The organism is Nitrincola salilacus, assembly GCF_046271865.1.
GTDB classification, from domain to species: Bacteria; Pseudomonadota; Gammaproteobacteria; order Pseudomonadales; family Balneatricaceae; genus Nitrincola; species Nitrincola salilacus.
Genome location: NZ_CP176580.1, coordinates 2,680,617 through 2,704,825, shown reverse-complemented (window position 1 = coordinate 2,704,825; position 24,209 = coordinate 2,680,617). Strand labels below are relative to the sequence as shown.

21 protein-coding genes are annotated in these 24,209 nt (G+C 51.7%); 12 read left to right on the top strand and 9 right to left on the bottom strand.

All coding sequences use genetic code 11. The features are described from left to right. Window positions 1-2 precede the first annotated feature (2 nt). Window positions 3-374: a response regulator transcription factor gene (locus ACK3CJ_RS12770; protein ID WP_409522596.1), complete on the bottom strand. Its 372-nt coding sequence runs from the start codon at window positions 372-374 to the stop codon at window positions 3-5. 141 nt (window positions 375-515) lie between these two features. On the opposite strand from ACK3CJ_RS12770, the gene ACK3CJ_RS12765 reads away from it, so the two are divergent. Beyond that, window positions 516-1,724, top strand: coding sequence for an EAL domain-containing protein (locus ACK3CJ_RS12765; protein ID WP_409522595.1), 1,209 nt, complete (start codon window positions 516-518; stop codon window positions 1,722-1,724). 72 nt (window positions 1,725-1,796) lie between these two features. Here the strand turns inward: ACK3CJ_RS12765 and ACK3CJ_RS12760 are convergent, their stop codons facing one another. Genes ACK3CJ_RS12760 through purM form a run of 3 tightly spaced genes read right to left on the bottom strand, consistent with a single transcriptional unit; the run spans window position 1,797 to window position 4,245 of the window. Next, window positions 1,797-2,504, bottom strand: a complete 708-nt coding sequence (locus ACK3CJ_RS12760) for a DUF3108 domain-containing protein (protein WP_409522594.1) — start codon at window positions 2,502-2,504, stop codon at window positions 1,797-1,799. A gap of 34 nt (window positions 2,505-2,538) precedes the next feature. Beyond that, window positions 2,539-3,183: a phosphoribosylglycinamide formyltransferase gene (gene purN, locus ACK3CJ_RS12755; protein ID WP_409522593.1), complete on the bottom strand. Its 645-nt coding sequence runs from the start codon at window positions 3,181-3,183 to the stop codon at window positions 2,539-2,541. Window positions 3,184-3,186: 3 nt separating this feature from the next. Beyond that, window positions 3,187-4,245, bottom strand: coding sequence for a phosphoribosylformylglycinamidine cyclo-ligase (purM, locus tag ACK3CJ_RS12750; protein ID WP_409522592.1), 1,059 nt, complete (start codon window positions 4,243-4,245; stop codon window positions 3,187-3,189). Window positions 4,246-4,375: 130 nt separating this feature from the next. On the opposite strand from purM, the gene ACK3CJ_RS12745 reads away from it, so the two are divergent. From ACK3CJ_RS12745 to ACK3CJ_RS12725, 5 genes are all read left to right on the top strand, one after another. Then, window positions 4,376-5,566, top strand: a complete 1,191-nt coding sequence (locus tag ACK3CJ_RS12745; protein ID WP_409522591.1) for a DUF2066 domain-containing protein — start codon at window positions 4,376-4,378, stop codon at window positions 5,564-5,566. Window positions 5,567-5,578: 12 nt separating this feature from the next. Beyond that, window positions 5,579-6,286 (top strand): DnaA regulatory inactivator Hda, encoded by a 708-nt coding sequence (hda, locus tag ACK3CJ_RS12740; RefSeq protein ID WP_409522590.1) that lies wholly within the window; start codon window positions 5,579-5,581, stop codon window positions 6,284-6,286. Window positions 6,287-6,348: 62 nt separating this feature from the next. Continuing rightward, complete coding sequence (locus ACK3CJ_RS12735) at window positions 6,349-6,573, top strand: hypothetical protein (RefSeq protein WP_409522589.1); 225 nt, start codon at window positions 6,349-6,351, stop codon at window positions 6,571-6,573. Window positions 6,574-6,606: 33 nt separating this feature from the next. Next, window positions 6,607-7,407: a tRNA cyclic N6-threonylcarbamoyladenosine(37) synthase TcdA gene (gene tcdA, locus ACK3CJ_RS12730; protein ID WP_409522588.1), complete on the top strand. Its 801-nt coding sequence runs from the start codon at window positions 6,607-6,609 to the stop codon at window positions 7,405-7,407. A gap of 48 nt (window positions 7,408-7,455) precedes the next feature. After that, window positions 7,456-8,529, top strand: a complete 1,074-nt coding sequence (locus ACK3CJ_RS12725) for an FAD:protein FMN transferase (RefSeq protein ID WP_409522587.1) — start codon at window positions 7,456-7,458, stop codon at window positions 8,527-8,529. 330 nt (window positions 8,530-8,859) lie between these two features. On the opposite strand, the gene ACK3CJ_RS12720 is transcribed toward ACK3CJ_RS12725, so the two are convergent. Further along, on the bottom strand, window positions 8,860-9,726 hold the full coding sequence (locus ACK3CJ_RS12720; protein WP_409522586.1) for a prephenate dehydratase: 867 nt from the start codon (window positions 9,724-9,726) through the stop codon (window positions 8,860-8,862). Between the two features lie 158 nt (window positions 9,727-9,884). On the opposite strand from ACK3CJ_RS12720, the gene rapA reads away from it, so the two are divergent. Beyond that, window positions 9,885-12,743 (top strand): RNA polymerase-associated protein RapA, encoded by a 2,859-nt coding sequence (rapA, locus tag ACK3CJ_RS12715; protein WP_409522585.1) that lies wholly within the window; start codon window positions 9,885-9,887, stop codon window positions 12,741-12,743. Here the strand turns inward: rapA and ACK3CJ_RS12710 are convergent. Next, entirely contained in the window at window positions 12,733-13,908 is a 1,176-nt protein-coding gene (locus ACK3CJ_RS12710) for an MFS transporter (protein WP_409522584.1), read from the bottom strand. The two genes, rapA and ACK3CJ_RS12710, sit on opposite strands and share 11 nt — an antisense overlap. A 521-nt stretch (window positions 13,909-14,429) precedes the next feature. Here ACK3CJ_RS12710 and ACK3CJ_RS12705 point away from each other — a divergent pair. Then, window positions 14,430-15,692, top strand: coding sequence for a methyl-accepting chemotaxis protein (locus ACK3CJ_RS12705; protein ID WP_409522583.1), 1,263 nt, complete (start codon window positions 14,430-14,432; stop codon window positions 15,690-15,692). Window positions 15,693-15,935: 243 nt separating this feature from the next. Further along, window positions 15,936-18,218, top strand: coding sequence for an ammonium transporter (amt, locus tag ACK3CJ_RS12700; RefSeq protein WP_409522582.1), 2,283 nt, complete (start codon window positions 15,936-15,938; stop codon window positions 18,216-18,218). Here amt and ACK3CJ_RS12695 read toward each other — a convergent pair. Further along, window positions 18,215-18,475: a hypothetical protein gene (locus tag ACK3CJ_RS12695; protein ID WP_409522581.1), complete on the bottom strand. Its 261-nt coding sequence runs from the start codon at window positions 18,473-18,475 to the stop codon at window positions 18,215-18,217. The two genes, amt and ACK3CJ_RS12695, sit on opposite strands and share 4 nt — an antisense overlap. 137 nt (window positions 18,476-18,612) lie before the next feature. Continuing rightward, the gene (locus tag ACK3CJ_RS12690) at window positions 18,613-19,614 is read right to left on the bottom strand and encodes a GlxA family transcriptional regulator (RefSeq protein WP_409522580.1); all 1,002 of its coding nucleotides are present in this window, start codon (window positions 19,612-19,614) and stop codon (window positions 18,613-18,615) included. A gap of 197 nt (window positions 19,615-19,811) precedes the next feature. On the opposite strand from ACK3CJ_RS12690, the gene ACK3CJ_RS12685 reads away from it, so the two are divergent. Then, the gene (locus ACK3CJ_RS12685) at window positions 19,812-20,402 is read left to right on the top strand and encodes a LysE family translocator (RefSeq protein ID WP_409522579.1); all 591 of its coding nucleotides are present in this window, start codon (window positions 19,812-19,814) and stop codon (window positions 20,400-20,402) included. A 438-nt stretch (window positions 20,403-20,840) separates the two neighbouring features. Here the strand turns inward: ACK3CJ_RS12685 and ACK3CJ_RS12680 are convergent, their stop codons facing one another. Then, window positions 20,841-21,458: a DUF6036 family nucleotidyltransferase gene (locus tag ACK3CJ_RS12680; RefSeq protein ID WP_409522578.1), complete on the bottom strand. Its 618-nt coding sequence runs from the start codon at window positions 21,456-21,458 to the stop codon at window positions 20,841-20,843. 417 nt (window positions 21,459-21,875) lie between these two features. On the opposite strand from ACK3CJ_RS12680, the gene ACK3CJ_RS12675 reads away from it, so the two are divergent. Beyond that, on the top strand, window positions 21,876-22,079 hold the full coding sequence (locus tag ACK3CJ_RS12675; protein ID WP_409522577.1) for a YjfB family protein: 204 nt from the start codon (window positions 21,876-21,878) through the stop codon (window positions 22,077-22,079). 105 nt (window positions 22,080-22,184) lie between these two features. Then, on the top strand, window positions 22,185-24,185 hold the full coding sequence (locus ACK3CJ_RS12670; protein WP_409522575.1) for a DNA topoisomerase III: 2,001 nt from the start codon (window positions 22,185-22,187) through the stop codon (window positions 24,183-24,185). Window positions 24,186-24,209: the final 24 nt, after the last annotated feature.

The following is a 24,209-nucleotide window of genomic DNA, read 5'->3' as shown; positions in this document are numbered from 1 at the left end:
GTCTATCCCGATTCGTTAATCAGATTACGCACTTTGTTCACCAGAGCCTGGGTTGAGAAGGGCTTGGTGATATAGTCATCTGCACCGAGAGCAAGACCTTTCTCTCGCTCAACCTCACGACCATGGGCAGTCAGCATGATGACCTGCAATTTCTTGAGCTCATCACTGCTTCTGATTTTTTCCAGGACATCAAAGCCACTGATACCCGGCAGGCTTATATCCAGCAACACGAGATCGGGACGCTTCTCTTCGATCACTTCGAGCGCTGTTTCGCCATCGCCAGCCGTAAATACCTCAAACCCAGCCTGCTCCATCAGAAATTCCAGCGAGAGGAGTATGTTGGGTTCGTCATCAACAACCAGTACTTTTGTCATGGTCGATTCTCCGCAGTTCAGGCTATATTGTCATGAGTGTAGTGCTCAGTGGTAGTGCAGGAAAGTATAAGATGCCTTTTTAGGGTGCTGGCCTGTCTTTTGCATTAGATGGATGCGTTATCATCAAGGTAGTCAAATGTAATGAATATATTTCCGTGGTTTCAACCGATCATCGAGATTGCCAGTGGAAGAGTGGCGGGTTACGAGGCATTAGCTCGCACACGGAATGAGAAGGGTGAGATTGTTTCGGCAGCACAGATCTTCTGTGATGCAACAAGAACAATTGAGGAGCGCAGGGATCTGGACAGGCATGTTCGGAGGCAGGCATTGGAAAAGTTTGCGGGGCAACAGGATAATCAGTTCCTGACTGTCAACATTTCACCTCAGTGGATAGATTCTCTATCGAATCTGGATCTGTTGCCTACCCTTGAGATGTTGAAGGATGCTGGTGTCAGCCCGGACCGTGTCGTGATAGAGATTACTGAGCTGAATGGTGATATCGAGAGGATCAGAGCATTTTCAGAACGCTACAGACAGGAAGGGGTGCGGATTGCGTTTGATGATTTTGGCACCGGTTTTCAGCAACTGGATCGCATTCTGGCGTTCAGACCGGATATCATCAAGTTGGATATGAGAATGTTTCGTCATGGTGCGCAGGAGCACCAAAAGAGTGCATTGTTGCAGATGGTTGGCGATATGGGAGCAAGGCTCGGCTGCAAGATCATCTGTGAGGGTGTTGAAACGCCGGAAGAGTTTTTTCTCGCGCTGCATTGTAATGCCAGCTATATCCAGGGGTTTATTTTTGACCCGGCACTGCCCGAATTTGTAGCAGAGGATGCCAAGTGCAGTCAGATGAACGGTCTGCTGAATCAGCATCTGGATCTTGCCATAGATGAGACAACGCGGCGTCAGTGGCATGCTGAGCGGCTGCATTCAGAGTTGATCGCGCTGCGGGAGTTGCTGGTAAGTGGTGGCGAAGGTGGGCTCGAAGCCCATCATCCGGATGAGGATGTGCTACGGTTTTATATCTGTAACAGGGCGGGGCAGCAGATTTCACCCAATTACAGTTATGATCTCGGTATCTGGCAGGCAGATGACAGTGTTATCGGCAATAACTGGAGTTGGCGTCCCTATTTTTATCAACTGGTAGGGGCGAGTGATTTTGAACGCCGAGTGCTGCGCTCATCGCCATATCTGGATATTGCGACAGGTGAACGCTGTTATACCCTGTCACTGGCGCTTGATGATACTCGAGTGCTGTTGGTGGATGTGAAGGATCGGGCCAAGAGCAAGAATCAGATCTCTTCACTGATCTCATGCCATAGTGATTTGATGCCGGCATTGTCTTGAAATTATATGAACTGAGTTGATTCGGGCTGGATGGGGTCCGAATCAACTGCTTGAGAGAGGGGCGGTTGCCTTCTATTGCTCCAGGCTCTTGAGATACAGCAGATAGTTTTTACCGTCAGTCTCCACCTGATGAATACGAATCACCATATAGTCCAGCTCTGGAGCAAACCAGATGTAAGTTTCACGGTTGGCTCCCTCGCCACGGTCTCGCTCTACTTTGATAGCCTTCAATTGACCGAGTGGGGTGTCTATCACTTCTTCCCCGATGACTCGAAAGCGGTACTCCTGGAGTCTGCCTCCGTCCGCAACCTCATATACTAGCTCTTCTTTCCCGGCAGCCAGGTCCATGCGCATCTGTAGTTGATAGCTGAGCTTATCCTGCACGCCGGGTGAGATGGTCATTCGCCAGGGCTGGTTTTCAATATCGGTGGTGACGCTGTCGTTTTCCCAGTCAAAAGACAGCGAGGCTTCGCGATTCTTACCCATCACACGGCGCTGATAGTCATACTTGAGAGGTTTGAGGAGGCCGTCGTCAACCGCAAACTGACTGACTTCCCGTATGCTGGCAAACATGGCCGAGGCCTCAATCGAGAGTTGCCAGCTGCCATTATCAAGCTTTTTCAGCTCTCGAGTTGCTTCGCCGGTAAAAGAGATCCCGACATCCATCTCATTGCTGTAAATAGCTTTGTAGGGTGTCAGGTTCAGCTCATCCGCAAGTGTGCAGGACGCGCTGCCCAACAGGGTCAGCATAAGGGTTGCCAGTGTTGCAGCTTTTTTCATACAAGCTCCGATAGGTGCGCAGAACGAAATAGGGTCAATCTTTCAGTTGGAAACCGCTTGCTGAAAGTAGTTCACCATCAAGCCAGACACTTTTATCTGTGAGGCGTAAACGGTGGCTGCAGAACCAGCTGACCGCCATTGGGTAGATTCTGTGCTCCAGTTGATGAACGCGCTGCTGAAGTGACGTTGCGTCATCACCCGGGCTGATATTGGTTCTGGCCTGGATGATCAGAGGGCCTCCATCCAGTTCTTCAGTGACAAAGTGCACTGTGCACCCATGTACTGCATCACCTGCTTCAATTGCTCTCTGGTGTGTGTTCAGTCCTTTGTAGAGCGGAAGCAGGGAGGGGTGGATGTTCATCATCCGCCCCTGATAATGACGCACGAAGTCAGCTGTCAGAATACGCATGAATCCAGCCAGCAGTAACAGGTCCGGCTGATACTGATCGATCAGTTCAAGCAGCGCCTGATCAAAGCTGTCACGATCCGGATACTGCTTGTGATCCAGCGAGTGCGCCGCGATCCCGGCGTTTTCAGCGCGCTGAAGCCCATAGGCATCGGCGCGGTTACTGATGACCGCGACTATCTGCCCATCGATTTCACCCTGGCTGATGCCATCGATGATCGCTTGCAGATTGGAGCCGCTGCCGGAGATCAGCACCACTATCTTCGGTGCCATCTATCAGGCCCCCAGACTACGCATCTCAACCTGTTCTTCACCTGGCTGGGCAGTCTCTATGCTGCCGATCATCCAGGCTGTCTCACCAGCGCGCTGCATCTCGGCCAGTACTTTATCCTTATCGCTGTCACGCACGCAGATAATCATGCCGACGCCGCAGTTAAAAGTACGATACATCTCTTTCATATCAACATTGCCGGCTTCCTGCAGCCAGTTGAACACAGGAGGAAGCTCCCAGCTTGCGGTGTTCAGAACTGCCTTGGTATTGGCAGGCAATACGCGCGGGATATTCTCCAGCAGGCCGCCGCCGGTGATGTGAGACAGTGCATTCACCTGACAGTTTTTCATCAGTGCAAGCAGATTCTTGACATAGATGCGGGTTGGTTCCAGCAGAGCGGCAGCCAGTGTGGTATCTCCGAGCGGCTGCTGCAGGTCTGCACCGGTCACTTCAATGATCTTGCGAATCAGCGAGTAGCCGTTGGAGTGGGGGCCGGAAGATGCCAGCGCAATCAGCGCATCGCCAGGCTGCACACGTGAGCCGTCAATGATCTCTTCTTTTTCGACTACGCCGACGCAGAAGCCAGCCAGATCGTAATCATCTCCTTCGTACATGCCCGGCATCTCTGCCGTTTCGCCACCAACCAGAGCGGCACCGGCCAGTTCGCAGCCGCGGCCTATGCCTGTCACGACGTCGGCCGCCATGTCCACATTGAGGCGGCCTGTGGCATAGTAGTCGAGGAACAGCAGAGGCTCTGCGCCAGCCACGATCAGGTCATTAACGCACATCGCCACAAGATCTATGCCGATGGTATCGTGCTTGCCCAGATCCATTGCCAGTCTGAGTTTGGTGCCGACACCATCTGTTCCGGATACCAGTACAGGCTTGCGGTAGCCTTCGGGAATCTCGCACAGCGCGCCGAATCCGCCCAGTCCGCCGAGTACCTCTGGTCGGGCTGTCTTGCGGGCGACGCCTTTGATGCGTTCAACAAGGGCATTGCCTGCATCGATATCGACACCTGCATCTTTATAACTCAGTGAAGTTTTGTCAGAACCTGTAGACATGGCGTTAAGAACCTTTCCAACCAGCGGGGGATCAAAGAAATTTGGTGTGCAAGTTTATCAGGTTGATGGAGAGGGGGCTATTGTGTGTTAAAGTTGGCGCAAAATTTATTGGTATTTGGTTCTGATTCCCATGTTATTACGTCAATATCTGCTTGCGATCTCTCTTGCCTTTCTGCTGATGCTCCCGGCAACATCAGTATTGGCAGTGGATGAGGCGTTGCTGAGTACCGGAAGGATAACAACTCGCGACGTCAGCGCTTTTCCCTCAGATGAACAGTTGCAGGAAGCGCTGGCGCAAGTGTTGATCAGGATCAGTGGTCAGCGTGATGTCACCAATCGAGAGGCAGCGAGGTTTCTGTTGTCAGATGCCGGACGTTTTCTGCAGCAGTTCCGATTTGCCCCGTTGGCAGTGCCTGATTCGCAGGGAATGACGAATGAGCTGGAAATTGTGTTTGACGGGCGCTCATTGACAGAAGAGATGCGTGAGCTGGGAATGCCCGTAGTTGAGGCGGTCCGGCCCAGGGTTTTGCTCTGGCTGGCACAGGAGCAGGGTGGTCGGCGTGACTTTGTCGACTCGTCTGATGAGTTGATTCAGAGTTTGCAGCAGGCGGCCAGGCAGCGTGGATTGCCGTTGTTTTTGCCGATACTTGATTTGACCGATCAGCAGGCTCTCCCGGTGGATGATCTCTGGGGCTTTTTCTCAGCGCCTATACAGCAGGCTTCTGCTCGCTATGGTGCGGATCTGGTGATGTCTGCCCGCGTTATCGGAGCGGGCAATACAACGCAGATTCAAGCAAGCCTCTGGGCTCCGGGTGCGCAGCAGATTCTTCAGGCTTCTGGTGACAGACAGTCGGCTGCCCGTCAGTTAATGGAGCAGGTTGCCGATTTTGTGTTGCAACCGGGTATGACTGCGCAGTCTCAGGCTTTATCGCCGCAGCAGAATATGCAACTGCCGCAGGCTGTCCAGCCAATTATTCAGCAGCCGCTACAGCAACCCATTCAGCCGGTACGTCCAAATGCCTCAATGCAGCCCTCGGTGGTGGCGGAGCCTTTTTCAGAGACGGCCCTGGAGTACACTCCGCCGGGCATACTGGTGACCATTTACGGTCTGGACGGTGCGGGTGCTTATCTTGAGGCTACCGGACTGCTCAGAAATCTGAGTGGTGTCCAGTCTGTGATGCCAGCGACGCTGATCCAGAATTCGGCACAGGTCAGATTGGTGTATGAAGGCTCCAGTGCGGAACTGGAGCAGCTTCTGAATCAGGAGCCAAGACTGCAGCGACGGTCTGGCGGAAGTTCACTCGAGTACATCTGGAATTGATATAGGATCAGGATGACGGAGCAGACAGCCCCTTTTCAGCTACCTCTTGGTATAACGCTGCGTGATGATGCCCGATTCGAGAACTTCGTTGTCGGCGATAATGCGCTGTTGTATGAGGCACTCAGGCACTCGGCTTCAGGCCAGGGAGAACAGTTGCTGTATCTCTGGGGGCAGCCGAGTACGGGGTGCTCGCACCTGCTGCAATCCTGTTGCCACCTTGCAGACTCAACCAAGCGTCAGGCTGTTTATCTGCCGCTGGCAGAGCTGCTGCAGCATGGTCCTGTTCTGCTTGAGGATATGGATCAACTTGAGCTGGTTTGTATCGATGATATCGAACAGATCGCGGGTCTTGCGGCATGGGAGGAGGCGGTATTCCATCTATTCAACCGTATGCGTGCCCAACATCACACCCTGTTGATCGCAGGGAAACAGCCGCCTAAAACCTTGGGGTTGAATCTGTCTGATCTTGAGTCACGTCTGCATTGGGGCATGGTGTTCCGCGTTAATCCGATTAAGGATGAAGAGAAGGTGGTTGCCCTGAAGTCACGTGCTCAGGCACGTGGTTTTGAGCTCAGTGATGAGGTGGTGAAGTATATGATGCATCATGGTAGTCGCGATATGGCGAGCCTGTTGAGTGTACTGAATCGTCTGGATCATGCCTCGCTCAGTGCCCAGCGGCGTATTACTGTTCCTTTTGTCAAACAGGTTATGGGTTGGTAGTTGAAAGATGAAAAAGGTGACTGGTGACAAGGTGGTAGGAAGCAAGGTGATAGGTAAAAGTGATGTCTGATCCCCGCAGTGAAGAGACGGTTCGCGATTTTCATGCCCGTTCCGAAGAGGAGCAGCAGGCGTTTCTGACCAACACCTGGTGCGATAACTGCCAGCAGGTGGATCTGGGAATGAGCGAGCCCAGAGAGTATGAGTTGCAGGGTACGATCTTTATCGAAGGGATCTGCAAGGGGTGCGGTCATCTTGTTTGTACTGAATTAACGGATGATAGTTTCTGATTTGGTTTCAATCTGTTGAGGTAAAGTGTCAAAGTGTCATCTGATCAATTTCAGGAGCGTTTCGGCGGGACCCGCCGCCTCTATGGCGAGAGTATCACGGAATTTTTCGCCAGTGCTCATGTGGCAGTCATCGGTATCGGAGGTGTGGGGTCCTGGGTCGCAGAGGCGCTGGCCAGATCCGCGATAGGTCAGATGACACTGATCGATATGGACGACCTGTGCATCAGTAACACCAATCGTCAGATCCATGCGATGAGCTCTACTATTGGTCAGTCCAAAGTGACAGTGATGGCGCAGCGAATTCGTGATATCAATCCCGCCTGTCAGGTAAATGAAGTATTTGATTTCATCAGTCCGCAGAATATCGAGCAGTTGCTGCCACCAGGGCTGGATTATGTCATTGATGCAATCGACAGTGTGCGTGACAAAGCTGCACTGCTGGCCTGGTGTAAGCGACATAAAATTCCGGTCATCACCATCGGTGGCGCTGGCGGTCAGGTTGATCCCACTCAGATCGCGGTCGCGGACCTGAGTCGAACTCAGCAGGATCCTCTGGCGGCGAAGCTGCGTTCGGTCTTGCGTCGGTATTACAATTTTGGCCGAGGCAAGGACAAGTTTGGCATTGACTGCGTTTACTCGACAGAGCAGCTTCGCTATCCACAACCCGATGGCAGCGTCTGTCATCAGAAAACGGCCACTGATGGCGCCATGCGTCTGGATTGTGCTGGTGGATTTGGTGCCAGTACCTGTGTCACGGCGAGTTTCGCTTTTGTCGCAGTGGCGCGTGTTCTGCAAAAAATGCAGGAGCGTTACGAGCGTCGTCAATCTGCCTGATCCTAAGACTACCCGATCTACCAATTTGCCCAGTCGGAATTAAAGTTCATGCACACCTCATTTTTGCAGCGTCTTCACTTTTCTGTTTTTCTGTCTCTGGCTGTTCTGTTGGCTACTGTGCTGGCAGGGTGCTCCAAGCCTGAGCAGGCTAATCCAAGGCTGGAGGGTAAGATCTATGGCACTTTCTGGCAGGTAACACTGCCTGGCTCCTTTACTGAGACCCGTATTTCCGAGCTGAATGATGGCATTGTCGAGGTGTTACAGCAGATCGATGCCAGTATGTCGACCTATCGTGATGATTCGGAGCTGATGCTGTTCAACCGTATGCCAGCCGGTGAGTGGATGTCGCTATCCAGGCCCCTGTTGGATGTGCTGCTGCTCAGTCAGTCCATCTCCGAGATCAGCGATGGCTCCTTCGATGTAACGGTTGGCCGATTGGTGAACTTGTGGAGCTTTGGGCCTGAGCAGAGACCACTGGCGGTTCCGGATGAGGCTGAGTTGCAAGAGCGCCTTGCACAAGTGGGTTATCATCATTTGGAGCTGGACGCCGAAGGTGGTCGAGCACGCCGACACAGTGATTGCTTTGTGGATCTTTCAGCCGTTGCCAAGGGGTTTGCTGTGGATGAGGTGGGTCGCTGGCTTAATAGACAGGGGCTGGATCATTTTCTGGTGAATATCGGTGGTGAGCTGTTGGCCGGTGGCGAGCGTGAGCCTGGGCAACCCTGGCGTATCGGTGTTGAGGTGCCGCATGAGGGGTTGCCGACAGCGCATCACGTATTGCCGCTCCGTGATATGTCGGTAGCCACTTCCGGCGACTATCGCAACTTTTTTGAAGAGAATGGGCAGCGTTTTTCTCATACAATCGATCCAACCACCGGCTGGCCAATCCGGCATAACCTTGCGTCAGTCACCGTTCTAACCCCGGATAATGCAAGTGCGGATGCCTGGGCAACTGCCTTTATGGTGATGGGGGCTGAGCGTAGTCTTGAAGTGGCGGAAGAGCAGGGGATTAAGTTGTTGCTGATCACGCGAGAAAATGAAGGATGGCGCAGTTATATCTCAGAAACCATGAGAGAGTATGTCGGGCCAGAGATGGCGGAAGAGATTCTTGCTCAGCATTGATGAAAATAAGCGATGCTCTGACTAATCCAGTCAGTTCAGTTTTGAAGTTGACGTATTAAAAGCAGCGCATGGAATTCTGTGTGCTGAGAAGTGAAGATTGTAAAAAGCCCCTCCCCCGAAGGAGAGGGGAATCAAAGTGCATACAACTCAGGAAGAGTTGAGAGATGGGATGCGATAGGTTCCATCTGGAGATGCAAAACCTTTCGCTGTCCTGAACAAGGTCAGGACACTTATCAAGATAGGCTATTTTTGTGCATTGCACAATAACAACAGCCCTTTATCTATAGACAACTTTAGTCTAAAAAAACAGTTTCTTGCTGCGCTGCAGCATTAGATATCAATGCGCAGGTGGCTGAGTCGGAAGGGGTGGGCCTGATAAGTGCCCATGACCCTCACCTCCTTGGCAAAAAAGTGCAGCTCCTGAAGTGCGTGCTGCATCGCCTGATCATGCGGATGCCCCTCTACATCAAGATGAAAGCTTGTTACCTGCATGGTTTCGGACGCCATGTAGCTTTCCAGTTTGACGATGTTCAGCCCATTGGTGGCAAATCCACCGAGTGTCTTGTACAGTGCCGCCGGAATATTGCGAGTCTTGAACATGATGGTGGTCATATAGCGCAGCTTGTCCTCCAGAGGGGGCATGCGGCTCTCTTTGGCCAGGATCAGAAAGCGGGTCGTGTTGCCGGTCTTATCCTGAAAATTCTCACGCAGAATATCCAGGCCATACAACTCTGCCGCCAGACTGGATGCGATGGAAGCCTGATCCGGTACGCGCGACTCGGACAGTTCACGTGCAGATCCAGCTGTATCGAGACTGGCAACTTGAACCAGACCCAGCTCCTTGATGTTACCTTCGCACTGAGCCAACGCCTGAGGGTGCGAGGATATGCTGCGCAGGTTTTCAATTTTGGTGCCCGGAAGAGCCAGAAGGCAGTGGTTCACCGGTTCAAAGTGTTCTCCGATGATATGCAGCTGGGTTTTCGGCATCAGGCGATAGATCTCTTCAACACGCCCGGCGGTGGAATTTTCCAGTGGGATCATGGCCAGGCGAGCCTCACCGCGCTCCACCATAAACATCGCTTCAACAAAGCTCCTGCAGGCTTTGGCTTTCAGTTCAGGATGAACTCTGCTGCAGGAAAGATGGGAATAGGCACCTTCGATGCCCTGATAGGCGATAATATCGTTATTCTGAGTCATGATGGCCTTGTTCAACTAAGCACGGTTCATAAAGCATTCATTATGTCACAGGGTTTTGAAATAGGCACGATCAGGCTTTGAAATCAACGAGATCAGAGCCTATCATTGCGACAGCAATATCGTTTCCGATAGTGGACGCAGAAATAAGGGTAAACAGATTGGCACAGATAGAGTTTGTTCCGGGACAACGCTGGATCAGTAATACAGAAGCAGAACTGGGGCTGGGGCTTGTACTGGAGTGCGCAAACAGGCGAGTAGAACTGATTTTTCCGGCTGTTGAGGACCGTAGAACCTATGCATCGGATAACGCGCCTTTAAGTCGTGTCTGCTATGAGGTGGGAGAGACAGTCACTGATAATCAGGGTGTTGAGCTGGAGATCCGTGAGCGCGTGGAGCATAAGGGCTGTTTTATCTATATTGGACTGGACTCCGAGGGTGAGGAGCGGATCCTGCCCGAGTTGGAGTTGAACAGCGCAGTGCATTTCAGTCGTCCGCAGGAGCGCTTGTTTGCTGGCCAGATCGATCGGCATGGTTTGTACAAACTCAGAGTAGAAACACTGGTGCATCAGCATAGATTGCGTCAATCGCCGGCATATGGTCTGACTGGTCCCAGAGTGCAGTTGTTGCCGCATCAGTTCCATATTGCAGCAGAGCTGGCTTCACGCCATGCGCCGCGTGCCTTGCTGGCAGATGAGGTCGGACTTGGCAAAACCATTGAGGCGGGTCTGTTGATTCATCAGCGCCTGTTCAGCGGAAATGCTTCTCGTGTGCTGATTGTGGTACCAGATTCGCTGGTGCATCAGTGGCTGGTAGAGATGCTGCGCCGGTTTAATCTGAGCTTTACCCTGCTGGATGAAGAACGTTGCGAGGCGCTGGAGGAATCAGGTACCGACAACCCCTTTGAGGGTAGCCAGTTGGTGATCTGCGCGCTGTCACTGCTGACACGTCATGAAAATCGTCAACAGCAGGCAGAACAGGCAGGCTGGGATCTGCTGGTGGTGGATGAGGCACATCATCTGGGCTGGAGCCGAGAGGTCGCGAGCCATGCCTACCTCTGTATCGAAGCGCTGGCTGCACTGTCGCCCGGCGTGCTGTTGCTGACAGCGACGCCTGAGCAGTTGGGGCCTGCCGGGCACTTTGCCCGACTCAAACTGCTGGACCCTGAACGTTATCATGATCTGGATGCCTTTCTGGCAGAGGAGCGCCAGTACCATCATCTGAATCGTATTGTGGCACCTTTGCTGGAAACCAACGGAGCCGAGCTGCTGCGAGGGGACACCTTACTGCAGCGTGAAGCTGAGGCCTGGGCGGGTAAGGATGCCATTGCCAGCTGGCTTGCACTGCCACAGATAGAGCAGCCCGCAGCATTGAACAAGCTGGTAAAAGAGCTGGTGGATCGACAGGGTACAGGTCGCGTACTGTTCCGTAACACGCGCCAGACCATCAGTGGCTTCCCTGCACGTATTCTGCATACCTATCCGCTGGAGCCGCATGATATATACGACATCATGCAGGGTGATGCCGAACTTGAGTCCTGCCTGCACCCCGAGTTGTTGCTGGGTGAGGACTGGATCAAGCTGGATCCGCGTGTTGAGTGGCTGCAGGAGTGGATCAGAAGTAACAAGAAAGAGAAGGCACTGATTATCTGTGCGCATGCTGCCAGCGCCATCGCTCTGGAAAACCATCTGTCGATGCAGGGCGTTCGCAGCTCTGTATTCCATGAAGGGATGAGCCTGGTTAACCGGGATCGCAGTGCGGCATATTTTGCAGATGAGGAGCTGGGTGCGCAGGTGCTGGTCTGTTCCGAGATCGGCAGTGAAGGGCGCAACTTTCAGTTCTGCCATCATCTGATTCTGTTTGATCTGCCCCTGAGCCCCGATCTGGTGGAGCAGCGTATCGGGCGTCTGGATCGTATCGGGCAGCATCGGGATGTACAGATTCATCTGCCTTATTATCGCAGCAGCCCGGCAGAGGTGTTGATGCGCTGGTACCGGGATGGCCTGGATCTGTTCAGTCGTGTCTGCGCTGTCGGGGATGCGCTCTACCACCAGTTTGCCAAGCCTCTGCGCGATGCCATGCATGAGCCGGGTGATCCCTATTCACTGGCGCGTCTGATCGACGAAACACTGCTGGTGCGAGAGGAGCTCGAAAACGAACTGGCGAATGGGCGAGATCGCCTGCTGGAGCTCAGCAGTTGCAATACGGCAGTGGCCGAACGGCTGCTGGAGCAGGTGAGGGAGCACGAATCAAACGATCTGCTGCAACCCTATGCTGAACGCCTGTTTGATCGGGTAGGTATCAGTGTTCAGCCTCATGGGCAGAAGGGCATTATCCTGCAGCAGGGTGAGAATATGCTCTGCCATCTGGCGGGTTTGCCGGAAGAGGGTTTGACCCTGACCTTCAGTCGCAAGCAGGCGCTGGCGCGTGAAGATATCCAGTTTCTGACCTGGGAGCACCCATTACTGAATGAGGTGATGGAACTGATCGGGCGTGGTGAACTGGGTAACAACACGATCTGTACCCTGAGGCTGCCTGCGCTGACGCCCGGTCTGATCCTGCTGGAAGCGATTTATGATCTGCATCTGTCGGCCCCCAGATCCTTTCAGCTTTCGCGTTTTCTGCCCTGTTGCTACCTGCGTACACTGGTAGACAGTGAGGGCAGAGATTTGTCGGGGGCTCTGGGGCATGCGCCTCTTAATCAGTTGGCGCAGCCTATCCCGCTTTCGACTTCGCAGAAGATGATGCGTCTGGCGCGTGAGCAGATCAGCAGCCAGTTGACGAAATCAGGAGCTATGGCTGAAAAGCAGCGACCAGCGATCATTGAGCAGGCGCTGGAAAAACTGCATCAGTTCAGAGACGCCGAATATGACCGCCTTCAGGCACTGGCGGCGGTCAACCCGGCTATCCGTGAAGAGGAACTAGCCGTCCATCAACGGGAGACACGGCAGATGCACGATGCGCTGAGCCGTGCCGATCTTAAGCTGGATGCCCTGCGGGTGATTATCGTCAGCGAATAAGGATGCCTGATGACTGCTTGCGGTGACTGATCCAGACCATGAACATGGCGATCAGCACTGCAGGCAGCATCAGCAGGTTCAGTACTTCCCAGCCAAGCTGCATCTGAAAATGGCCAGCCATCAGGCTGCCCAGAGCGGCAGCGCCGAATACACAAAAATCATTCAATCCCTGTACCTTGGCTTTTTCGGCGGGCCGATAGGTATGCGTCAGTAGTGATGTCGCACCGATGAAGGTGAAATTCCAGCCGATACCCAGTGCAACAAGCGCCGTCCAGAAATGCCAGTACAGGATGCCGAGTTGATTCAGCAGTATGCAACTGATCAGCAGCAGGCACCCGCTCTGGATGATCTTGATCTCACCAAATCGGCTGATCAACTTTCCGGTGAAGAATGAGGGCAGGAACATCCCCAGTACATGCCATTGGATCACACTGGCAGTACTGCTGAAGTTGAATCCACACTCCACCATTGCCAGCGGAGTCGCTGTCATAACCAGTACCATAACCCCATAACCGATCATGCCGGATGAGATGGCCGCCACCAGTTGTGGTTGTTTCAACAGGTCGGCATAAGAGCGCACATCTCCATGCTGTTCGGCAAAACCGGGTTTTTTCAGCGGCAGTGAACTGATCAGTATCAGGGTGATGATATACAGCATGATCAGCGCAGCAAATGCGCCCAGGTATTGGCGGTCAGGGAAGAAGTGTTCTGTCCAGATGGCCAGGTTGGGTCCCAGTATGGCGGCGAGCACACCGCCGGCCATCACCATCCCGATAGCGCGTGAGTGCAGTGCTGGTTCACAGCCTTCTATGGCTGCAAAACGATATTGCTGCCCGACGCCTATGGCCATACCCAGCAGAAAAGTGCTGATACAGAAAAGCACAAAATGATTGTCGGAGAGGGCGACGAAGGCCAGTATCGCACCAGCAACACCTATCAGATTGCCCAGCAAAAATCCGGTTTTCCGTCCTAGCCAGCGCATCAGATGCGCTGCCGGAATGGTGACACCCATCAGGCCGAGAAACTGTAAAGCGACCGGAAGGGTAACAAGTGCAAAAGACGGGGCAATCTGCTGCCCGATCAGCGCTGTGACCGATACCAGCAGAATATTACCTGTTACGAGCAGCGCCTGACCCAGCGCAAGACCCCAGACTGTAATGGGCATCCTTGTCTCCCTGATTATGAAAGAAAAAGTGAATATAACATGAAGGCCTCAAGGGTACCTTCAAATTTTAGCCATCACATGGCTACTTGGATTGTGACCTTGCTGATAGGCATGGGCCTTGGGGTCAACCGATGGAACTCCCCCCTCAACTGCTCTCAGAACCCGGCATGAACCTCTCAGATCACCGGGCGCCTATCAACCATGATCATGAATGCTATGGCAGCATTTATTGATCTTGTGTCGTCAAATGATGATGAAAAATCAATAAAGGCTGCCTGTCCTGGTTGGAGGTGAAAGTGATACCCGCACAAACCAGTACCAGCAATCCCGACGTTGACCTTCTCATATTCCGAATAACCTGTTTATACTGGCTCGGTTGCCTGGGCTGGATAGCCGCTACCGGCAATTGGTCTTTGGCTTTCTTTTCGGGCTTGATACTTCTACCTATTGCCGCCTTGGCGGGTACACGGTTCGCCGGGCATAGAATGTCACGGCACATCTTGGCGGCCACCCTGAGCATCATGACCAGTATCCAGGTGCTGCAGAGCGGTGGCATGATTGAAGCCCACTTCGGCTACTTTGTGATAGCTGCCCTGTTTTTCGTGTATCGGGACCCTTGGGTATTCCTGACTCACGTGGTTTTCGGGGCTGTTGCCCACGTTTCCCTGTTTGTGGCCCAGCATCAGCAGTGGGCCGGTATCCTGTTTTACTCACCAGACAACTGTTCCCTGGGAATTGTTGTCTTGCACGCGGCCTATCTTGTGTTGGAGTGCGGCGCCTTGGCGTGGCTGGCAAACAATGCCAAGTTCGACTACGAACTGGCCCAGGCTCTGGGATCTGTCGACAACAACGGCGATGGCCAGCACAATTTGACTGTGCGGCTGGATCACAAGAACCCTCTGGGCCAATGCTTTAACCGCTTGATGGACTCCCTGCAAACCACGTTGGGCGGCGCCATTAATACCGCTGACAATGTTAAAACCAAGCTCAGCCATTTGATGTCGAAGCTCTCACTTATTGACCATTTAACCCAGGAAGAGCACAACAAGACCTGCGCGATTGCCAGTGCCACGGAAGAAATGTCCGCAACCATTGCGCACATGGTGACAGAAATGACCAACGCTTACGACGAAGCCAACGTTTCGCTTGCGGCCAATAAGAATGCCACCAAGAACCTGTTTTCCAGTCACCGGGCTATTAACGAACTCTGCGGTATGCTCGCCCAGTCTGAGGAAACCGCTAACTCCCTTTCCAGGAACACCAATGAAGTGTCCGGTATTCTGAAGGTGATTAATGATATCGCCGAACAAACCAATTTGCTGGCTTTAAATGCCGCTATTGAAGCGGCGAGGGCGGGTGATCAGGGCCGGGGTTTTGCGGTAGTGGCCGACGAAGTACGCTCCCTTTCTACTCGCACCCGGGACTCGACCAAACTCATTGCCGATACCATGACGCAACTTCAAACCAGTAGCAAAGATGCGGTGGCCTTGATGAAACAATCCATTTCTCACGCTCAAAACAGCGCCGACAAAATACAGCAGGCCGTGGAGGATCTTGATATTTCAAGCAGTCGCATCGAAAACCTTACTCAGGCTAATGCCACGCTGCTGAGTGCTGCGGAGCAGCAAAATGCGGCCAGCGTGAGTATTGCCGAAGGCGCTCAGAGTATCCACCAACTGATCGAGAACTTGTCCGAGGAAATACGGTTGGTTAGAAAAACGGGAACCGACATTACCCAGGATACCGTTAGCCTTCATGAGGCTGTGGCGGTATTTCGAATCTGAACCTCTTTCGCTGGATGATCAGGCTCTGGATCACGCCGACGCACTTAGCCCAATGCTTTGGTAAGCGGATTTTTCGACAACAGGTCCGGGAGTTGAAACAGTCACGCTAAAGAGCTGAATAACGGCTGACTGAAATGTCGTTTTCATATGACACAAAAATCAATAAACGCCATATTTCACCTCCTGCCAGTGATCTGGATAATGCCTATGGAGTGAAATTCTAACTCAAATGGATTGATTCAGATGACCGCCGATGCCGTTCAAAGCAATATGGATCTGTTATGGATACTCATAGCCACTGCTATGGTGTTATTAATGCAGGGTGGTTTTACTGCGCTTGAATCTGGGGTTACACGACAAAAAAACACCATTAATGTTGCCACCAAAAATATGGTTGACTTTGTGGTGGCAGTGCTCGCCTTTTTCCTACTTGGGTATGCCCTAATGTTCGGGGAAACCATGGGTGGTTGGTTTGGTACAACGGGGTTTGCTTTAAAAGACCACACCGAGCCCGCAGAATACGCATTTTGGGTGTTTCAGGCAGCCTTTGTAGGTACTGCAGCCACCATAGTATCTGGCGCCATTGCAGAGCGTTGCAAGTTTTCCGCTTATATGATTATCAGCGTTGTGGTGAGCGCTTTAATTTATCCGGTATCTGGCCATTGGATTTGGGGAGATGGCGGCTGGCTAGCGGAGTTGGGTTTTGTCGACTTTGCGGGTTCTACTGTTGTGCACAGTCTGGGAGCTTGGGTCGGACTTGCTGGTGCTATTGTGCTCGGCCCTCGAATGGGACGCTTCAATAAGGACGGTAGCTCCAATGATATACCCGGCCATTCTCTAGTTCTTGCCGTTATTGGTGTACTGGTGCTTTGGTTTGGCTGGTTTGGCTTTAACGGCGGTTCTGAACTGGCCGCGAACGATGCAGTTCCCGGCATCATCGTTAACACCATGTTGGCAGCGTCCGCGGGTGGGGTATTCTGCCTACTGGTCTCATTTATAATGCATCCGGTGGTGAATGTAGAAAAACTGATCAATGGCGTTATTGGCGGGCTGGTAGCGGTAACGGCCGGAGCTTCAATTTTAGAACCTTGGTCGGCCGTGGTTATTGGCACAGTGGGTGGACTCGTTACCTACGGCGCAGATTGGTTACTGACCCAGATGCGTATTGATGACCCTGTGCGTGTCGTACCTGCTCATGGCTGTGCCGGTGTAGCGGGGACCTTGGGGCTTGCCTTATTAGCACCTATTGATACTTTACCCGCGCAGTCGGCCATGGCTCAGCTTGGCATACAAACAATTGGGGTGGGAGCCGTAGCCGTATGGGGCCTCGGGCTCAGTTTTATTCTGTTTTGGTCATTAAAGTTTATGGGCATATTGCGTGTTTCACCCGAAGGGGAACAAATGGGCTTAAACGTCCATGAGCATGGTGCTTCATCTAGTTTATTAGAAGCCTCAATGGCTTTACGGTCGGTATCTCTCGCCACCACCGGTGGCAAAGCCAATCTGGGCTTGCGCATACCCGTAGAGCCCAACAGTGAGGCTGGTGAAATAGCGGAGATTACGAATGTCCTGTTAGGGAATTTGGATACAACGGTCGCGGGCCTGCGTGCGAAAACTCTGAGCTCTCATGAGTCGGCAAATGCCATGAACAGTATGAATGCCTCTATTGCCAAGCAGATGAATATTCAAAATGACCAGTTATCGAAGACATTGTACGCCATCTCCGATATTTCTAAGTCTGTACATCTTGTGGCTGAAAATTCCGCTGCCACCGCCAGCAAAAGTGGGGATATAAGAGATGCCGCAGCCCAAGGCTATGAGGAGATCCAGTCAAGCCAAAACGAACTGACCGAGTTAGCTCAGTCGTTTGTCCGTTCCAGAGAAGAGATTACCGCGTTAAATGGCGATGCCAAAGCCATTGGCAATGTATTGAAACTGATTAGCGATATCGCTGAACAAACCAACTTACTGGCACTGAATGCCGCAATTGAGGCCGCGCGGGCAGGTGATAGTGGCCGGGGTTTTGCCGTAGTGGCTGAAAAAGTGCGCGAACTCGCCAATAGATCGCAAGAGGCAACCGGCGAAATTGATGAGGTGATCGGTCGAATACAGCGTAGAGTTGCCTTAAGTTCAGACATCGCCGAACGCTCTCAACTGCAAATGACATCTACAGAGGAGCGCTTAGAAAAATCCGGTCAGTCTCTGGCGCATGTGTTGGCATCGGTAGAGGAGCTTGTAGGTTATGCTTTCGATGTGGCATCACAAACGGAAGAACAAGCAGCCGTATTAGCGTCTGTCCGCGAGCTGATCGAAGAGGTCTATCAGAACGGTCAAATCATCAGTGGCGACTCATTGCTCGGTGAGCAACTCGCTTTCAGCCTTTTGAATTCAATCGATAACATCAATCTTGCCTTATCAGGATTTACTACGACATCCCCAAATTTGTCAGAACCCATCTATACATTGGGCCTCTTGGATAACGGTACTGGAATATCGGAAAAGCCTACTCAACATTACCTGCATTAAAGCAATGTACTGACGGGTATCTGTGCAGAGGAGAGGGCGACGAAGGCCAGTATCGCACCTGCAACACCTATCAGATTGCCCAGCAAAAATCCGGTTTTCCGTCCCAACCAGCGCATCAGGTGCGCTGCCGGAATCGTGACTCCCATCAGGCTGAGAAACTGCACAGCGACCGGAAGGGTAATCAGTGCAAATGACGGGGTTATCTGCTGTCCGATCAGCGCCTGACCCAGCGCAAGTCCCCAGACTGTAATGGGCATCCTTGTCTCCCTGATATATAGCATGAAGGCCTCAAGGGTGCCTTCACATTGTCGTTCTTGTTGTATTTGACGTAAGGTTTGACAAATTGTGTAGCAAAGACGGCCCCCGGGTTCTATCCGATAGCCAACAATGTTGCTCAACTATCAAGCCCAAACCTTTCTCTATACAGTGTGGGATTAATTCCCAGCCTCCGGGTAAATGCACGCCGTAAGCGTTCTTCATTTTCAAATCCACAGCGCTTTGAAATAGATTTAATTTTCATACAAGTGGTTTCAAGGAGAAGGCGTGCGGATTCAATACGAAGTGTTTCCACTGCTTTTTGAGGAGTGACTTCGGTCAATTTTTTGTACTCTCTGGCAAAGTTGCGTGGACTCATCGCCATGAAATCAGCCAGTGTATTGATCGATAAATCTTTGTCGAGGTTATCGATAATCCAACTATGGAGCGCATCGAACCGTCCTGACGAATCGCTACATTGTAAGTGAAGTGTGGAGCTGAATTGGTTTTGGCCACCAGGTCTCTTGAGATATACCACTAGATCGCGAGCTACGGATAGCGCGATAGCTCTGTTGTGATCTTCTTGTACTATAGCAAGCGCCAAATCAATGCCAGCAGTGACGCCCGCCGAGGTCCACAGTCCATGGTCATTGATATAGATGGGGGAGCTTTCAACTTTAATATCAGGATATCGTAATTGCAGTTCTACACAATGTTCCCAGTGTGTCGCAACTCGTTTTTGATGAAGGCAGCCTGTTGCGGCCAGCAAAAAAGCGCCCATACAGATAGAACCAATTCGGCGACAGGGAGTTATAAATCGTTTGAGAAGATTTATCAGGTTTTCATTATTTAGAAGAGAGTAAATACCCCGTCCACCAGCAATAAGGATTGTATTAGCTTTTTTACATAGCTCCTCATCCAGTCGGAAAGTATCAAGCGAGATCCCGGTGTCGGTGAGCACAAGACCACCATCCGGGCTAGCAACAATCACCTCATAAGGTAAAGAAACTTCATCGGTAATCAGCGCCGAAGAGAACACCTGTGCAGGGCCTGCTATGTCCAGCAAGTTAACGTTTGGATAGGCCAGCAAAACAATGAGATGCTTTTTTTGAAAATCAGATTTGGCGGAAAATGTGGTCACGTTGTCCTTCTCGTAAAGAATTTTGCCTGTAACATTCAGAAAATCAACCTGTTCTAAAGGAATCTCGCCGGGAACGCAATTGTAATTTTCGATTGATCATTATTTGTATATTTAATTATCTGTTCCTACGCATATCCGAGCATTAACTATTGTAAGGCTGCTGTCAGTAGGCGTTCAGACTCGTGGAGTAACTTTAGATGTCTATTACAGAAACGATCGCTTTAATTGCATTTTTATTTCCGTTGGCATACAGCCCCGGGCCAGGAAACCTGTTCTTTGCATCACTGGGATATGGTGTAGGCGTAAGGCGCTCTTTACCTTCAAATTTTAGTTATCACATGGCTACCTGGATTGTGACCTTCCTGATAGGGATGGGGCTCGGAATGGCGGTTATTAGTAATCTTTATGTCTCTATTACACTTAAATACGTGGGTGCTTTGTACGTCGCTTATCTTGGTTATCTATTCTTCACGGCTTCCACTATGGATGAGACTATCACCAGCAATAAAAAAACTGACTTGGCTACTGGAGCAATGCTATTGCTCACTAATCCAAAAGCATACGTGATAATAGCTTTAATGTTCACTCAGTTTCAGCCTGCAGCAGATCTTGAGCGTACTATATATATAGCCACTATTTTCACTATCAATAATTTTATTGCCTTCACACTTTGGACAGTTGCTGGTTTTTATCTCAGGAAAATTTTTGCCGACTCTATCACAGCAAAATTAGCTAATCGTTTCTTCGGCGTTTGTTTGATGGGTGTTGCTGTCTGGATGACTGTATAGCATCAATACCAGCTCAGGTACTCAGGCCGTGACTATGTCCAGTTGCATCTGCATAGGTCCGGGTCTGAAGAGGTAGCAGTGCTTTACGCAACGGAGCCGTCGCATCACTTAAACCCCATCGTTTACCAGGAGAGTAACGTCCCTGGATAGGTGTATCGTTATTGTCCAGCAGTTGCCTATGGAAACGTCTGGTGAGTTCTTGAAGATGTCGAGCTGTATCACGAGGGCACACGGGGTATTGGCTAAGCAACTCAAGAACGCAGAGGGTACGCTGGAATTGCTCGCGGGGCATTAAATCGCATAGACACTCTAATTCCCTTTGTGTAGGGCAATAGCCGCGATACCAAAGCGCTTCAGCAAGCTGTTTTACATCATCCACACTGCTCTCAAGGGGACGCGAACCCACGCGATATAGCCGTTTTCGTGTGACGGAAGGTGTCATGCCCGCTCCTCTCTGCTGCGATAATCGTCTAACACCGCTCTAAGGTTCCCTGATATTTGCTTTTGGTTTCCAACATAATAATTGATAGCTTCTCGGGCAAAGCGTTCAAACTCATCAATATCAACGTACGGGAGTTGAAGCAATGATTGTATATCCTGCTGGTCACGATCACCAAAACGGCCAAGCTTCGAGATGGCAACATCAATCGCACTCGCGATATACACCTCGACGTTTGGGATATTGCTCTGTGTTACCAACCGGATGATGCGGTCTTCATAATCTTCGTGTAAAGGACCCAGTGTTGTGTTGAAGCTGGAATCCAGTTCCAGCACCTGCGACACCCCCTCTTCGTCTGCAAAAATGTACGCATCCTCATCAAGTAGTGCAATAACTTCTGATTTCTTGGCATAACCATGAGATGCAATCTCTGCGTCTATATCCGCACTGCCTCTTGTCTGCGTGTGTATATGAACAGCACAACCACCGAAGACAATCGCTTGAAAAACTCCCTTGTCACCACAAGCGAATACAGGTTCAAGCACATCGAAAAAAGCCACAAGTGCATGGCCTAATGCTGTCTCGGGTTGGATTGTCGGATAGCTATCCAGTTTCATATAAATGCTTGTCCCTATAAGTCACAGCCAAAAAATTTATCATCCTACTCTCTAGCAAGCCACCTGAGGGTTAAAAAAATAATGCGGCATACAAACAGTCTTGCATCTTCAGTCTGATGAAGTATACAGCATTAGACTGGATGTCTATCTTGAGGGCTGCGGACGATGCTGAAATACTGATGACATTATCCACCTGTTACCCATACTACCAATTTCGGGGGCACTATCAATGCCGGTCGTTTGATGTTCGGTGGTTGCCGTCAGGTTACAAACTTTCACGATAGGTCTTCAGTTTCACAGCTGTCGGCCGATCACATGACTATCGGCACTCAAGCTGTTAGAGTGCCTGCATGGCTACATATGATATCTTGTAGTCAGGAATTTCTGCAGTCAGGAATTGCGAAAAAGGAGTCAAATATGAGTATGGTCAGTAGTCTGAGCAGTGTGTTCACAGGACTCGAGTCGGCACAACTTAAGAATCAGGTGTCTGTCAAAGTCGCTAAAATGGCACTGGATCAGGCAGCGCAACAGGGGCAGATGTTGGTTAATCTGATTCCCGATGCTCCTGCCAGCAGTGGTTCATCCGGTTCGCTGGGCCAGATTATCAATACTAAAGCCTGATTCATTTCGATATCAGGTCACATCCAGATACAATACTTTTACAGTTTCAAAAACTGTATAGCTTCAGAGCACTTATAACTCCAACACCCTTCAGATAAGCCCTGCATGATACTTTACATCGCTGAAAAACCGAGTCTGGGTCGTGCAATTGCTGAGGCGTTACCCGGTTCAAGGCAGAAGGGTGAAGGTTTTATCCGATGCGGCTCGGATGCGGTCGTGAGTTGGTGCATTGGTCATCTTCTGGAGCAGGCCGAGCCAGACGCTTATGATCCTCTCTTCAAACAGTGGCGCCCGGAGCATCTTCCGATTATTCCCACCCAGTGGCAGCTGCAACCCAAGAGCAATACGCGCAAGCAGTTGACGGTGCTGCGCAAACTGATCAAAGATGCGGATCAGTTGGTACATGCTGGCGATCCTGATCGTGAGGGTCAGTTACTGGTCGATGAAGTGATCGCCTATCTCAAGGTACCTGCCGAGAAACGTCAGCGCATGCAACGCTGCCTGATCAATGACCTCAACCTGGATGCGGTGCGTCGGGCATTGGGGCGACTGCAATCCAATCATGACTTTGTACCACTATCCACTTCTGCGCTGGCGCGATCCCGTGCTGACTGGCTTTATGGCATCAATCTGACCCGAGCCTGTACGCTGCAAGGCAGAAAGGCTGGTTATCAGGGGGTGCTGTCTGTCGGGCGTGTACAAACGCCGGTGCTGGGGCTGGTGGTCAGGCGCGATGAGACGATTGAGCATTTCGTTGCCAAGGCCTATTACGAAGTGCTGGCGCTGCTTGAAACTGCAAAAGGTGAACAGTTTCGCGCAAAATGGCTGCCGAGCGAGGCTTGTCTGCCCTATCAGGACGAGGAGGGGCGAGTCCTTTCGCGTGCACTGGCAGACAATGTGGTCAGGCGTATTACCGGACAGCCGGGTGTCGTGACCGAGACAAGTCGCCAGCGCAAAAAACAGGCGGCGCCACTGCCTTACAGTCTGTCATCTCTGCAGATAGACGCGGCCCGGCGCTTTGGCTTCAGCGCGCAACAGGTGCTGGACCTGTGCCAGGGCCTGTATGAACGGCATAAACTGATCACCTATCCCCGCTCAGATTCACGCTATCTACCGCAAGAGCACTTTGCTCAGGCGGATAGTGTGGTCAAGGCGATCTATCAGGTCAGCCCGGCGCTTCAGGACGCTGTGGCAGGTGCTGATCTCAGGCTGCGCAGCAAGGCCTGGAATGACAGTAAGGTTGATGCACACCATGCGATCATCCCCACGCAGAAGAAACTTGATCCAGCGCGTTTGTCTTCGCAGGAGCAGAAGCTCTACGAACTGATTGCGCGACAATATCTGATGCAGTTCTATCCACCCTGGCAATATGAAGACAGACGCATCGATGTTGAGGTGGCAGGCGGTCAGTTTGTGGCCAAGGCTCGCCAGACAGTTGATCCCGGGTGGAAGGTTCTGACCGGTAGTACTGCCGCTTCAGATGAGCCAGGTGATGAGTATGAACAGTCATCACTGCCTGATCTGAAAAAAGGAGACGCTTTGACCTGCCTCCAGGGCGAGTTGCTGGAGAAGCAGACACAGCCACCGAAACCCTTCACTGATGCTACTTTGTTGTCTGCCATGACCGGCATCTCACGTTATGTCAGTGACCCAGAAGTACGCAAGATCCTGAAGGAAACTGATGGGCTGGGGACCGAAGCAACGCGTGCCGGTATCATTGAGCTGCTGTTCAGGCGACAGTTTCTGGTACGCCAGGGTAAGCAGATCCATTCCACTGAAGCCGGGCGAGGTCTGATCAACAGCCTGCCGGAAGCTACGACTCTGCCGGATATGACTGCGCAATGGGAAGCGCAGCTGGACGGGATCAGCAAACGTGAAACCAGCTATGCCGCATTTATGCAGCCAATGGAGGGTTACCTCCGGCAGTTGCTGGAGGAGGTGTTCATGAAAGTACCTCAGATACCGGCTTCGGCAGCTCCTGTCAGGCGGCGGGCGGCGAAAAAGCCTGCTGGCAAATCGGCTGGCAAATCACGATCACCGAGAGGTTCCGCAGCCACTACTGAAGCCCGCAAGAAATCACGGACGCGCAAAACGACCAGTACGTGATGGTTGAGCGGTGTTGGTGGACAC

Bases quoted from the DNA above. Each gene is read 5' to 3' on its own strand.
- ACK3CJ_RS12685 (WP_409522579.1), top strand. From the start codon at position 19,812: ATGTCTATTACAGAAACGATCGCTTTAATTGCATTTTTATTTCCGTTG.
- purN (WP_409522593.1), bottom strand. From the start codon at position 3,183: ATGGCACCGAAGATAGTGGTGCTGATCTCCGGCAGCGGCTCCAATCTG.
- ACK3CJ_RS12695 (WP_409522581.1), bottom strand. From the start codon at position 18,475: ATGCCCATTACAGTCTGGGGACTTGCGCTGGGTCAGGCGCTGATCGGA.
- ACK3CJ_RS12720 (WP_409522586.1), bottom strand. From the start codon at position 9,726: ATGACTCAGAATAACGATATTATCGCCTATCAGGGCATCGAAGGTGCC.
- ACK3CJ_RS12760 (WP_409522594.1), bottom strand. From the start codon at position 2,504: ATGAAAAAAGCTGCAACACTGGCAACCCTTATGCTGACCCTGTTGGGC.
- ACK3CJ_RS12765 (WP_409522595.1), top strand. From the start codon at position 516: ATGAATATATTTCCGTGGTTTCAACCGATCATCGAGATTGCCAGTGGA.
- hda (WP_409522590.1), top strand. From the start codon at position 5,579: ATGACGGAGCAGACAGCCCCTTTTCAGCTACCTCTTGGTATAACGCTG.
- ACK3CJ_RS12680 (WP_409522578.1), bottom strand. From the start codon at position 21,458: ATGAAACTGGATAGCTATCCGACAATCCAACCCGAGACAGCATTAGGC.
- ACK3CJ_RS12745 (WP_409522591.1), top strand. From the start codon at position 4,376: ATGTTATTACGTCAATATCTGCTTGCGATCTCTCTTGCCTTTCTGCTG.
- ACK3CJ_RS12705 (WP_409522583.1), top strand. From the start codon at position 14,430: ATGACCAGTATCCAGGTGCTGCAGAGCGGTGGCATGATTGAAGCCCAC.
- ACK3CJ_RS12770 (WP_409522596.1), bottom strand. From the start codon at position 374: ATGACAAAAGTACTGGTTGTTGATGACGAACCCAACATACTCCTCTCG.
- ACK3CJ_RS12735 (WP_409522589.1), top strand. From the start codon at position 6,349: ATGTCTGATCCCCGCAGTGAAGAGACGGTTCGCGATTTTCATGCCCGT.
- amt (WP_409522582.1), top strand. From the start codon at position 15,936: ATGACCGCCGATGCCGTTCAAAGCAATATGGATCTGTTATGGATACTC.
- ACK3CJ_RS12710 (WP_409522584.1), bottom strand. From the start codon at position 13,908: ATGCCCATTACAGTCTGGGGTCTTGCGCTGGGTCAGGCGCTGCTCGTA.
- purM (WP_409522592.1), bottom strand. From the start codon at position 4,245: ATGTCTACAGGTTCTGACAAAACTTCACTGAGTTATAAAGATGCAGGT.
- ACK3CJ_RS12725 (WP_409522587.1), top strand. From the start codon at position 7,456: ATGCACACCTCATTTTTGCAGCGTCTTCACTTTTCTGTTTTTCTGTCT.
- ACK3CJ_RS12670 (WP_409522575.1), top strand. From the start codon at position 22,185: ATGATACTTTACATCGCTGAAAAACCGAGTCTGGGTCGTGCAATTGCT.
- ACK3CJ_RS12675 (WP_409522577.1), top strand. From the start codon at position 21,876: ATGAGTATGGTCAGTAGTCTGAGCAGTGTGTTCACAGGACTCGAGTCG.